11 protein-coding genes are annotated in these 12195 nt (G+C 68.3%); 4 read left to right on the forward strand and 7 right to left on the reverse strand.

Features of this window, described 5'->3' with window-relative positions:
* Nucleotides 1-28: 28 nt before the first annotated feature.
* From IB269_RS14020 to tkt, 3 genes are all read right to left on the reverse strand, one after another.
* On the reverse strand, nt 29-388 hold the full coding sequence (locus IB269_RS14020; RefSeq protein WP_026062619.1) for a tRNA-binding protein: 360 nt from the start codon (nt 386-388) through the stop codon (nt 29-31).
* 151 nt (nt 389-539) lie between these two features.
* Nucleotides 540-1541, reverse strand: a complete 1002-nt coding sequence (gap, locus tag IB269_RS14025; RefSeq protein ID WP_012202871.1) for a type I glyceraldehyde-3-phosphate dehydrogenase — start codon at nt 1539-1541, stop codon at nt 540-542.
* Nucleotides 1542-1650: 109 nt separating this feature from the next.
* Nucleotides 1651-3696, reverse strand: coding sequence for a transketolase (gene tkt / locus IB269_RS14030; protein ID WP_192367409.1), 2046 nt, complete (start codon nt 3694-3696; stop codon nt 1651-1653).
* Nucleotides 3697-3813: 117 nt separating this feature from the next.
* On the opposite strand from tkt, the gene IB269_RS14035 reads away from it, so the two are divergent.
* Together IB269_RS14035 and IB269_RS14040 are read left to right on the forward strand one after the other, a co-directional pair.
* Entirely contained in the window at nt 3814-4599 is a 786-nt protein-coding gene (locus IB269_RS14035; RefSeq protein WP_192367410.1) for a nucleotidyltransferase family protein, read from the forward strand.
* Nucleotides 4600-4731: 132 nt separating this feature from the next.
* A complete protein-coding gene (locus IB269_RS14040) occupies nt 4732-5568 on the forward strand; it encodes a sulfite exporter TauE/SafE family protein (RefSeq protein ID WP_192367411.1) in 837 nt (278 codons plus the stop codon).
* A gap of 57 nt (nt 5569-5625) precedes the next feature.
* On the opposite strand, the gene fba is transcribed toward IB269_RS14040, so the two are convergent.
* From fba to IB269_RS14055, 3 genes are all read right to left on the reverse strand, one after another.
* The gene (fba, locus tag IB269_RS14045) at nt 5626-6690 is read right to left on the reverse strand and encodes a class II fructose-bisphosphate aldolase (RefSeq protein WP_013804528.1); all 1065 of its coding nucleotides are present in this window, start codon (nt 6688-6690) and stop codon (nt 5626-5628) included.
* Between the two features lie 129 nt (nt 6691-6819).
* Complete coding sequence (locus IB269_RS14050) at nt 6820-8205, reverse strand: two-component sensor histidine kinase (RefSeq protein ID WP_043825424.1); 1386 nt, start codon at nt 8203-8205, stop codon at nt 6820-6822.
* Nucleotides 8202-8900, reverse strand: coding sequence for a response regulator transcription factor (locus IB269_RS14055; RefSeq protein WP_071957025.1), 699 nt, complete (start codon nt 8898-8900; stop codon nt 8202-8204). Before IB269_RS14055 ends, IB269_RS14050 begins: the two co-directional genes overlap by 4 nt.
* Nucleotides 8901-8993: 93 nt before the next feature.
* Between IB269_RS14055 and IB269_RS14060 the strand changes: the two genes are divergently transcribed.
* Together IB269_RS14060 and IB269_RS14065 are read left to right on the forward strand one after the other, a co-directional pair.
* Nucleotides 8994-9770, forward strand: coding sequence for a phosphatase PAP2 family protein (locus tag IB269_RS14060; protein ID WP_192367412.1), 777 nt, complete (start codon nt 8994-8996; stop codon nt 9768-9770).
* Between the two features lie 12 nt (nt 9771-9782).
* A complete protein-coding gene (locus IB269_RS14065) occupies nt 9783-10352 on the forward strand; it encodes a phosphatase PAP2 family protein (RefSeq protein ID WP_063327483.1) in 570 nt (189 codons plus the stop codon).
* A gap of 75 nt (nt 10353-10427) precedes the next feature.
* On the opposite strand, the gene pyk is transcribed toward IB269_RS14065, so the two are convergent.
* Nucleotides 10428-11864 (reverse strand): pyruvate kinase, encoded by a 1437-nt coding sequence (pyk, locus tag IB269_RS14070; RefSeq protein ID WP_012202862.1) that lies wholly within the window; start codon nt 11862-11864, stop codon nt 10428-10430.
* Nucleotides 11865-12195 lie beyond the last annotated feature (331 nt).

The raw sequence follows: 12195 nt of genomic DNA on the forward strand, positions 1-12195 counted from the left end.
TCACCCAGGCCAATAGTCACCCAGGCCGTCACAGCAGCTTGGTGCCCAGCGGCACCTCGCGGTCGGGCACGCACAGTGCGACCTCACCGTTCTCGTTGTGGAATCCCGTGACCAGGCATTCCGAGCGCATGGGACCGATCTGCTTGCTGGGAAAGTTCAGCACGGCCACCACCTGGCGGCCTATCAGTTCCTCGGGCCGGTACAGCGCCGTGATCTGGGCGCTGGATTTGCGCAGGCCCAGTTCGGGGCCGAAATCGACCTGCAGCACATAGGCGGGGCGGCGCGCCTCCTTGAACACCTGGGCGTCCACGATGCGGCCCACGCGCAGCTCCACCTTGAGGAAGTCGTCAAAGCCAATGGTCTCGTGCAATGCGGATGAAGTAGTCATGCGGCCATGATGCCGCGCCGCCGGTGCCCGCTTTGTCGAGCAACGCTTGCAGTGCCAGGGCACACTGTCCGCCATGAAAAAGGCCGGCATCGCGTCCGATGCCGGCCTGGTGCGGGGCCCTCGACAGGCCCCGCAGCGGTTCGCGCCAGGATTACTTGGCGGCGACCACGCGCACCATTTCCAGGCACTTGTTCGAGTAGCCCCACTCGTTGTCGTACCAGGACACGACCTTCACGAAGGTCTTGTCCAGGGCGATGCCGGCTTCGGCATCGAACACCGAGGTGCAGGACTCGCCGCGGAAGTCCGTGGCCACGACCTTGTCTTCGGTGTAGCCCAGCACGCCCTTGAGCGCGCCTTGCGACTGGGCCTTCATTTCGGCGCAGATCTCTTCGTAGCTGGCTTCGCTGTTCAGCTCCACCGTCAGGTCCACCACCGACACGTCGGAGGTGGGCACGCGGAAGGACATGCCGGTCAGCTTCTTGTTGAGCTCAGGAATCACCACGCCCACGGCCTTGGCTGCGCCCGTGCTGGAGGGAATGATGTTTTCCAGGATGCCGCGGCCGCCGCGCCAGTCCTTGTTGCTGGGGCCGTCCACGGTCTTTTGCGTGGCGGTGGCAGCGTGCACGGTGGTCATCAGGCCGCGCTTGATGCCCCACTTGTCGTTGAGCACCTTGGCCACGGGAGCCAGGCAGTTGGTGGTGCAGGAGGCGTTGGAGATCACGTCCTGGCCGGCGTAGGTCTTGCAGTTCACGCCGAAGACGAACATCGGGGTGCTGTCCTTGGAAGGCGCGGACATGATGACCTTCTTGGCGCCGGCAGCCAGGTGCTTGCGTGCGGTCTCGTCGGTCAGGAACAGGCCGGTGGCCTCGATCACGATGTCGGCGCCGACTTCGTTCCACTTCAGGTTGGCGGGGTCGCGCTCCTGCGTCAGGCGGATGGTCTTGCCGTTGACGATCAGGTTGGAGCCCTCCACCGAGACCTCGCCCTTGAAGCGGCCGTGCACGCTGTCGTACTTGAGCATGTAGGCCAGGTAGTCGGGCTCGAGCAGGTCGTTGATGCCCACGACTTCGATGTCGCTGAAGTTCTGCACGGCAGCGCGGAACACCATGCGGCCGATGCGGCCGAAGCCGTTGATACCGATCTTGATCGTCATATTTGCCTCTTGGATTGACGGATTGCGAAAAACGGAAAAACTGAAACGGTGAGGGCCAGGCCGGGCCTGGCGGGCGGCAAAAAGGGGCCACAGGCCCCTTCTCGCAGCTTTACTTGCCGGCGCGCTGCAGCGCAGCCTGCACGGTGTCGGCCACGTTCTCGGCCGTGAAGCCGAAGTGCTTGAACAGCACGGGCGCTGGAGCCGATTCGCCGTAGGTGTCGATGCCGACGACGGCGGCGCAGCCGTACTTCCACCAGAAGTCGGTCACGCCCATTTCCACGGCGATGCGCGGCAGGTTGGCCGGCAGCACCTGGCTCTTGTACTTGGCGTCCTGCTTGTCGAAGGTGGTGGTGCTGGGCATGGAGACCACGCGCACGGCGACCTTGCGCTCGGCCAGCAGCTTCTGGGCGGCCAGGGCCAGCTGCACTTCGGAGCCGGTGGCGATGATGACGGCCTGGGCCTTCTTGTTCAGGCCGACGGCCTTGGGCTCGGACAGCACGTAGGCGCCGCAGGCGATGTCGTCCAGCGCGTCTTCGGTCTTGGCTGCGTAGGCCAGGTTCTGGCGCGACAGCAGCAGGGCCGTGGGCTTGTTCTTCTGGCTCAGGGCCACGGTCCAGGCGACGGCGGTTTCCGTGGTGTCTGCAGGGCGCCAGACATCCAGGCCAGGGATCAGGCGCAGCGAGGCGGCGTGCTCGATGGACTGGTGGGTGGGGCCGTCTTCGCCCAGGCCGATGGAGTCGTGCGTGAAGACGTGGACCACGCGCTGCTTCATCAGCGCGGCCATGCGGATGGCGTTGCGGCTGTAGTCGCTGAAGGTCAGGAAGGTGCCTGCGTAGGGGATGTAGCCGCCATGCAGGGCGATGCCGTTCATGATGGCGGCCATGCCGAACTCGCGCACACCGTAGTTGATGTGGCGGCCGATCTTGCCGTCTTCGGTCAGGACCACGGCACCCTTGTCGTCCACGCGCAGCGAAGGCGTGCTCTTGGTGTTGGTCAGGTTGGAGCCGGTCAGGTCGGCCGAGCCGCCCAGCAGTTCAGGCAGGGCTGCGGTCAGGCCTTCCAGGGCCAGCTGGCTGGCCTTGCGGCTGGCCACGGTGGCGCCTGCGTCATGCGCGTCGGAGGCGATCTGCGCGGCGATCTCGCCGAAGTTGGCAGGCAGGTCGCCGGCCATGCGGCGCGTGAAGTCGGCAGCCAGTTCGGGGAAGGCCTTGGCGTAGGCGGCGAACTTCTTGTTCCAGGCCGCTTCGGCCTTGGCGCCGGCGGCCTTGGCATCCCAGTCGCCGTAGACGCTGGCGGGGATGTCGAAGGGGCCGTGCTCCCAGCCCAGGGCCGCGCGGGTCAGCGCGATTTCCTCGGCGCCCAGGGGCTCGCCGTGGGCCTTGGCCGTGTCCTGGCGGTTGGGCGAGCCCTTGCCGATGCTGGTCTTGCAGCAGATCAGCGTGGGCTTGGAGCTGTTCTTCTTGGCAGCGGCGATGGCGGCATCGAGGGCCTGGACGTTGTGGCCGTCCACGTCGCGGATCACGTTCCAGCCATAGGCTTCGAAGCGGGCGGGCGTGTTGTCGATGAACCAGGGGGCGACCTTGCCGTCGATGGAGATGCCGTTGTCGTCGTACAGCGCCACCAGCTTGCCCAGCTTCCAGGCGCCGGCCAGGGACGCGGCCTCGTGGCTGATGCCTTCCATCAGGCAGCCGTCACCCAGGAACACGTAGGTGTGGTGGTCGACGATGGCGTGGCCGGGACGGTTGAATTCGGCAGCCAGCAGCTTTTCGGCCAGCGCGAAGCCCACGGCATTGGTGATGCCCTGGCCCAACGGGCCGGTGGTGGTTTCCACGCCGGGGGTGATGCCCACTTCGGGGTGGCCGGCCGTCTTGCTGTGCAGCTGGCGGAAGTTCTTGAGCTCGTCGATCGGCAGCGCGTAGCCCGTGAGGTGCAGCAGCGCGTAGATCAGCATGGAGCCGTGGCCGTTGGACAGGATGAAGCGGTCACGGTCAGCCCATTGCGGGTTGACGGGGTTGTGCTTGAGGTGACGGCTCCACAGTGCCACGGCCATGTCGGCCATGCCCATGGGGGCGCCGGGGTGGCCGGAGTTGGCTTGTTGAACGGCATCCATTGCGAGTGCGCGGATCGCATTCGCCATTTGTTGAGTGTTGGCCATCAGGGCGCTCCGTGAAGGAGGGGGTAATCAGAATAAGCCGGCCATTTTAAAGGACTGGGGTTTTCGGCTCCCGGGCGCGGGGCAATGGCCGCTGGCAATGGTCTACAGTTGCCCTCCATGACCGCCCAGCCCATCCCGCCGTTCCCCGCCGCCAAGGCGCTTTCCCTCACCGAACAGCCGCCTGCCATGCTGCTGGCCGCAGGCCGTGGCGAGCGCATGCGGCCGCTGACCGACACCACACCCAAGCCCCTGCTGCAGGTGCAGGGCCAGCCGCTGCTGCAGCACCACATGCATGCGCTGGCCCGGGCGGGCGTGCGCCGCGCGGTGGTCAATACTGGCTGGCTGGGCGCGCAGATTCCGGCGCGATTCGGCCCCCAATTCGTGCCTGACAACGGGGGCGAGCCGCTGCAACTGGCCTATTCCCCCGAGCCCGAGCAGGCGCTGGAGACCGCTGGCGGCATTGCACGCGCGCTGCCGCTGCTGGGCGATGTGTTCTGGCTGGCGGCCGGCGATGTCTACGCGCCCGACTTCGATTTTCCGTTCGAGGCCGCCCGGGAATTCGCGGCCAGCGGCCGCCTGGCCCATCTGTGGCTGGTGCCCAACCCCGAGCACCACCCGCGCGGCGACTTCGGCGTGGACGAACTGGGACTGGCCTGCGACTGGCCCGAGGGCGATGCCCGCCCGCGCCAGACCTACGGCACCATTGCGCTGCTGCGCGCCGAGCTGTTTGCCGCGCCCTGGTGCGACATCCCGCCCGGCAACCCCGAGGGATGGCGCGTGCCGCTGGTACTGCTGCTGCGCCGCGCCATGGCGGCCGGCCAGGTGGGGGCCAGCCTTTATACGGGCCGCTGGACCGACGTGGGCACGCCCGAGCGGCTGGAACGCCTCAACGCGCCGGGCTGAGACACCGTGCGTCGGTGAGTGCGGCCTGGCGATCGGCGGCTTGGCGCCCTGCCCCCTGCACCTGCAGGCAGCGGCGCGCGCTTCGTGATAGCGTCGCCGGTTCGGCGCAGCGGCGCGCCAGAAAGCCTTTCGATGAGCGTGATCCAGTATGTGATGTTCCTGGCCCTGGTGGGCCTGGCGACGTTTTGCCAGAACCTGACGGGCTTTGCCTTCGGGCTGATCTTCGTGGGCGTGGCCGGTGCCACGCACCTGATGGGCATTGGCGATGCGGCCAACGTGGCCTGCCTGCTGTCCGTGGTCAACGGCGTGGCCTACCTGCGCGCCCACCGCCAGGTGCCGCAGTGGTCCCTGCTCAAGCCCATGCTGATCAGCAGCGTCATCGGCGTGATCGGCGGCGTGCTGCTGCTGCAGTGGCTCAGCGGCAATGCGCTGAGCGGGCTGCGCATGCTGCTGGGCCTGGCCATCGTGGCCTGCGCGCTGTTGCTGTTGCTGCAAAAGCAGGTCAACGCGCAGGTGTCGGGGCCGGTGTCGCTGTGGGTGGCCGGTGTGGCATCGGGGGTGCTGGGCGGGTTGTTTGCCACGCCGGGCCCGCCCATGGTCTACCACCTGTACCGCCAGCCGCTGGACCGCCTGGTGGTGCGCCAGTGCCTGTTTGCCATGTTCCTCACCTGCGCGCTGCTGCGCCTGGTGATGGTGGCCTGGGAGGGCGAGATCACCGCCAGCGTGCTGCTGGCGGCGGCCCTGGCCTTTCCCGTGGTGACGGTGGTGACCTGGCTGCACATGCGCCATCCGCCCGCCCTGCCCAAGCGGCTGGTGGAATGGATGGTCTGCCTGCTGCTGGTGCTGTCGGGCACCAGCCTGCTGGTGTCGGGCTGGAACGCCAGCCACCCCCAGCCCGTGGTGCCCGATGACGAGATGGCCATGGCCGTACCCCAGCGGACCCCGGCCGCAGCCCCCGCGCAGCGCTGACAACAAAAAAGCCCGCCGGGCGGACCGGCGGGCTTTTTTTGAAGGGGAAGGAACCGATCAGTTCACGACCTGCTGCAGCGAACCGGCAGCGTACTTGGCGGCCATCTGCTCCAGCGTGTAGCCCTTGATCTTGGCGCCCTGGCCTTCGCAGCCGAACTCGATGTAGCGGGCCTTGCAGATCTGCTTGGCGGCTTCGCGGGCGGGCTTGAGCCATTCGCGGGCGTCGAACTTCTCGGGGTTCTCGGCCAGGAACTTGCGCACGGCGCCGGTCATCGCCAGGCGGATGTCGGTGTCGATGTTGATCTTGCGCACGCCGTGCTTGATGGCTTCCTGGATTTCCTCGACGGGCACGCCGTAGGTTTCCTTCATGGCGCCGCCGTACTGGCGGATGATTTCCAGCAGTTCCTGGGGCACGGAGGAGGAACCGTGCATGACCAGGTGGGTGTTGGGCAGGCGGGCGTGGATTTCCTTGACGCGCTGGATGGACAGGATGTCGCCCGTGGGCTTGCGCGTGAACTTGTAGGCGCCGTGGCTGGTGCCGATGGCAATGGCCAGCGCGTCCAGCTGCGTGGCCTTGACGAACTGGGCCGCTTCCTCGGGGTCGGTCAGCAGGGCCGAGTGGTCGAGCACGCCTTCGGCGCCCACGCCGTCTTCCTCGCCGGCCATGCCGGTTTCCAGCGAACCCAGGCAGCCGAGCTCACCTTCGACGGTGGCGCCCAGCTTGTGGGCCATTTCCACGACCTTGCGGGTCACGTCCACGTTGTATTCGAAGGAGGAAGGCGTCTTGCCGTCTTCCATCAGCGAGCCGTCCATCATCACCGAGCCGAAGCCCAGGTTCAGCGCGCCCTGGCAGATGGCGGGCGAGGTGCCGTGGTCCTGGTGCATGACCAGGGGGATGTGGGGATACTGCTCGGCGGCGGCCTGGATCAGGTGCTTGATGAAGGGCTCGCCGGCGTACTTGCGGGCGCCTGCGCTGGCCTGCAGGATGACGGGCGCGCCCACTTCGTCAGCGGCCGACATCACGGCTTGCACCTGCTCCAGGTTGTTGACGTTGAAGGCGGGAAGACCGTAGCCGTTTTCGGCAGCGTGGTCCAGCAGTTCGCGCATCGAAACGAGAGGCATGTGTAGGGTCCGTATCAAGTTGTTGAGAGGGGGATGCCCCTGCCGCATGGCAGCCGCCGCTGCGTCATGGGTGCGCTGCGGGGCCACGGCCGGGGGATCGCGGCAGTAACCGCTTGGTAACTGGCGATTTTAACCAGCTGCCGCCAACCCTGTCCCGGGCATTCCCATGCGGTAGCAGGTCGTGAAGCCTTCGGGCGGCGCGGCCTCGCCAAAGCTTCCCTGGTGGGCGCGCAGCACGCGCGCCACGATCTCGTGGCCCAGGTGCAGGCTGTCCACGGGCGCTGCCGCGCGCTCGGCGCCATCGCGGCGGCCGTCGCTACGGCGGCCGTCGTCGCAGACCTGCAGCCAGACCTCGCCGTCGGGCCCCTGCCCGGCCTGGACTTCGATCTGCGTGCCGTGCGGCGTGTGCTTGAGGGCGTTTTCCACCAGATTGCGCAGCGCCAGCTCCAGCAGCACGGCATTGCCCATCACGCCCAGTGCCTCAGGCGCCTGCACGGACAGGCTGCAGTCGCGCTGCCAGGCCGCCTGCGCATGGGCGGCCACCACCTGCCGGGCCAGCGCGGCCAGGTCCACGGGCACGGGCGGCTCGGCCAGCATGGCGCGGCCGGCGCGCGCCAGTGCCAGCAGCTGGCTGAGCACATGGCCGGCATGCAGCGCGTCCCGGCCTATCTGCGCCAGCGCCTGGCGTTGGGCCGGGGCGTCCATGGCACCGGCCGGCGCATCGCCCAGGGCCCGCGCCTGCAAGGCGATGGAGGCCAGCGGCGTGCGCAGTTCATGGGCCACTTCGTTGGCCAGGCTGCGCTCGCGCTCCAGCGCCTCCTGCTGGCGGTCCAGCAAGGTGTTGATGGAGTTCACCACGGGCATGAATTCCCGCAGCGCGTGGCGGTGCGAGACGCGCTCGGCCTGGGCCAGGTCCAGGCGCTCCACCTCGCGCGAGAGTTCGTTGAGCGGCCGCATGCCCCGGCGAATGGCCAGCCCCAGCGCCAGCGCCACCACGGGCAGCAGCCACAGGCCGGGCTCGACCATCTGGCCGGCAATGTCGTCGGCCAGTTCGTCGCGCTCCTGCAGCTCGATCATCACGCTGACCTTGCGCGCATGGTCGCGGCTCCACTGGGTGAAGCTGCGCCAGGCGCGGCGCTCCGGGCCCAGGCGCAGCGTGGCAAAGCCCTGCTCGGTGTCGAAGGAGGGCTCGGGCGCATCGCCCGTGCGCGAGATGAGCCGGCCGGAGCCATCCCACAGGGCCACGCTCAGCGACTGCTGGTAGTCGTGGGCCATGAGGCCGGGGGGCTCATGCACGGGCGTGGCTGCTCCCTGGCCTACGGCGCCTGCGACTTCCAGATTGAGCACCAGCGCAGCCACACCGGCCAGGTGGCCGTCGGTGAGCTCGTCTGCCTCATGCACGCCGGTCTGGTAGCCCAGCGCCACGAAGCTGGCCCAGACCACGACCAGCGCGCCCAGCATCCAGGCCATCAGATGCCAGATCAGCGAGGGGCGGCGGTCCGGCGCGGTGCTCATGTGTTCTCCACGGGCAGGAAATAGCCCACGCCACGCATGGTGACGATGCTGGCATTGCCCAGCTTCTTGCGCAGGTGGTGGATGTGGACTTCGACGGCATTGCTTTCCACGGCCGTGCCCCAGCTGTAAAGGTGCTCTTCGATCTGCTGGCGCGAGAGCACGCGTCCGCGCGCCTGCAGCAGCACCCAGAGCACGGAGAACTCGCGCGGCGACATCTCCACCAGCTTTCCGTCGCGGCGCACGGTGCGCGCGGCCGGGTCGACTTCCAGCTCGCCATGGCGGATCACGGGTGCCGCCTGCCCGCCTGCGCGGCGCAGCATGGCGCGCAGCCGCGCCTCCAGCTCGTCGATGTCGAAGGGCTTGACCAGGTAGTCGTCGGCACCCAGGTCCAGCCCGGCGATGCGCTCGCGCACCTGGTCGCGCGCGGTCAGGATGAGCACGGGCGTGTTGGGGTCCGGCAGGGCCTGGCTGTCGCCACCCGGGCGGCGCGGGCCCCGCAGGCGGCGCAGGATTTCGCTGCCGTCGCCATCGGGCAGGCCCAGGTCCAGCAGCACGGCATCGAAGCGCTCCATCTCCAGCGCATGCCAGGCCTCGGCCACGGTGGCGCAGACATCGACCGCGTAGCGGCGCTGTTGCAGATTGGCCTGCAGGCCTGCGGCAATGCCCGCGTTGTCTTCGACGACCAGTATTCGCATGCGCGCATTGTGCAATGGCCGCTGCCGGCTGCGGCGCCAGACGATGGCCGCACGCCGGGGCATGCGTTAAGACGGGTTTAAGCCGCGCTTCTCATGCTGCCGGCCATGCCGACACCTGAACCCCGAGATTTCTCCGCAGCCCCCGCGCAGGGCCCCTCCTTCAAACGCACCCTGCTGTGGACCCTGGCGGCCCTGGCCGTGGTCCTGGCCTGGGATGCCAGCGCCCTGGACCTGGCCATGGCCCGCTGGTTTGGCGACGCCGATGGCTTTGCACTGCGTTCGGACTGGTTCTTCGTGAACATCGCCCACGAAGGCGCACGCCGCATGGCCTGGCTGGTGGTGCTGGGCCTGACGCTGTGCGTCTGGCGGCCCGTGGGCCCGCTGCGCCTGCTGCCCCATGGGCGGCGCGTGCAGCTGGTGGCGGGCATCTTGCTGTCGCTGGCCCTGATCTCGCTGCTCAAGTACACCAGCGCGACCAGCTGCCCCTGGGACCTGGCCGAGTTCGGCGGTGTGGCGCGCCATGTCTCGCACTGGTCGCTGGGCCTGGCCGATGGCGGGCCGGGCCGCTGCTTTCCCGCAGGCCACGCCTCGGCAGGCTTTGCCTTTCTGGCCGGCTATTTCGCGCTGCGCCGCCATGCACCGCGCGCAGCCTGGATCTGGCTGGCCGTCTCGCTGGCCGCAGGCCTGTCGATGGGCCTGGCCCAGCAGGTGCGCGGCGCCCATTTCATGAGCCACACGCTGTGGACCGGCTGGCTGTGCTGGACGGCTGGCTGGCTCTTCGACCTGGCGGTCACGCGTGCGCTGCGCACCCGGGACAGCGCGCCCGACTCCCTGTGGCCCGCCGCCAGTCTTCCGCCTTCCGCACCCTGATCGAGCATTGCCATGCTGCCCCTGGACCCCGCCCTGTTCACGCTGCTGAACGCCAACGCGCAAACGCCCGCCATCTCGATCGAGGCGGCGCGCGCCATCTCCTCCTGGCTTCCCTCGCTGTGCGCCCTTCCCGTGATGGCCGGGCTGCTGCGCGGCTCGCCCGCCCTGCGCCGCACGCTGGTGCTGGCCCTGCTGTCCATGCTGGCCGCCTGGGCCGTGGCGCGGCTGATCCGCTGGGGCTTCCCGGCGCCGCGTCCTGCCCAGCTGGGCATGGGCGTGCAATGGGTGGATCACGCGCTGCGGTCCAGCTTTCCGAGCATGCATGCCACGGGCGCCTTTGCCCTGGCCCAGGCGCTGACCCTGGGCTGCACGCGCCACCGCCGCTGGGTCATGGTGTCAGCCTGGTCGCTGGCCCTGGGCATGGCCTGGAGCCGCGTGCACCTGGGCGTGCACTTCCCGTCCGATGTGGTCGGCGGCGCCATCGTGGGCATCTGCAGCGCCACCCTGGTCTGGCATGCCGCGCTGTGGCGCCGCCGTGCAGGCGGGCCGCTGCTGGCACGCCTGGGCTCAGGCACGCTCTGAAACAAAAAACCCGGGAAGGCCTGTGGGCCTGTCCCGGGTGGGTTCAATCACTGACGCGCAGCGGATGCGTGCGCATCAGTTCACACGACATATCTTCAGCATGTTCGTGCCACCGGGCTGGCCCATGGGCTCGCCGCAGGTGATGGCATAGACATCGCCGCTTTGCACGATGTTGCGCGCGCGCAGATGGCCTTCGGCCTGGTCCAGCGCGGTGTCGCGGTCGGCGCTGGTGTCCATGAGCAGGGGGCGCACGTTGCGGTACATGGCCATTTTGCGCTGCGTGGAGATCTTGGGCGTGAGCGCGTAGATGGGGATGTGGATGCGGTGGCGGCTCATCCACAGCGCGGTGGAGCCGCTGTCCGTCATGGCGACGATGGCCTTGGCGCCCAGGTGGTGGGCCGTGAACAGCGCGCCGATGGCGATCGACTGGTCGATGCGCGAGAACTGGCGGCCGGTGAACTCGGCATCGCTGTCCGGGTCTTCGGCGGCTTCCGCGGCGGCGCAGATCTTGGCCATTTCCTGCACGGTCTCCAGCGGGTACTTGCCGGCGGCGGTCTCGGCGCTGAGCATGACGGCGTCCGTGCCGTCCAGCACGGCGTTGGCCACGTCGCTGACCTCGGCGCGCGTGGGCACGGGGTTGGTGATCATGCTCTCCATCATCTGCGTGGCGGTGATCACGAACTTGTCCATGTCGCGCGCCATGCGGATCATCTTCTTTTGCAGCGCGGGCACGGCCGCGTTGCCCACTTCCACGGCCAGATCGCCACGGGCGACCATGATGCCGTCGGAGACATGCAGGATCTCTTCCAGGCGCGGAATGGCCTCGGCACGCTCGATCTTGGCGATCAGGCCGGGCTTGTGGCCGTACTGGGCCGCAGCCACGTTGCACAGCTGGCGCGCCATCTCCATGTCGGTGGCGTTCTTGGGAAAGCTCACGGCCACGTAGTCGGCCTGGAAGCTCATGGCGGTCTTGATGTCCTCCATGTCCTTGGCCGTCAGCGCCGGGGCCGTCAGGCCGCCGCCCTGCTTGTTGATGCCCTTGTTGTTGGACAGCTCGCCGCCCAGCTTGACGGTGGTGTGCACCTCGTCGCCGCGCACATGGTCCACGGTGAGCACGATCAGGCCGTCGTTGAGCAGCAGCACATCGCCGGGCTTCACGTCGCGCGGCAGCTCCTTGTAGTCCAGGCCCACGCCGCCCAGGTCGCCGGGCGCTGTGCGCGATGCGTCGAGCACGAAGCGCGCGCCGGGCTCCAGCATGACCTTGCCTTCGGCGAACTTGCCGACGCGGATCTTGGGGCCCTGCAGGTCGGCCATGATGGCCACCTCGCGGCCTGCGCGCTGGGCCGCCTCGCGCACCATGGTGGCGCGGTCGATGTGGTCCTGCGCCTTGCCGTGGCTGAAATTCAGGCGCACCACGTTGACGCCTTCACGCACCATCTGTTCCAGCAGTTGCGGGTCGCTGGAAGCGGGGCCCAGGGTGGCGACGATCTTGGTGGCACGGCGGACTTGCATGGAATGTCTCTCGCTCAGGGTTTGTAATCGGGTTTCAATTCTCACACGAATGCGGTTACATGAAGGCAACATTCCGGCATGTGGCCAGGGGCTGAAAGCCAGGCCCCAGGCACCCCGCAGATCGCGCAGGCGCGGCACGCAGCGCATCGCAAAGCACCGTGGCGTCTGGCCTTTGCCGCTATGGGTTTTGATGCTGCAGCGCAGCATCGCGGGCGCAGGCACGCCGCCATGCCTGCCGCCTGTGAAAGCAGTTTTGCCCGGGACGTTCGCAATGCCTGCCGTCCGCGTGTCGAACCCGCGACAGCCTCGCGCCCCTCCTGGCGTTTGAATG

This window comes from Delftia sp. DLF01 (assembly GCF_014852125.1).
GTDB classification, from domain to species: Bacteria; Pseudomonadota; Gammaproteobacteria; order Burkholderiales; family Burkholderiaceae_C; genus Comamonas; species Comamonas acidovorans.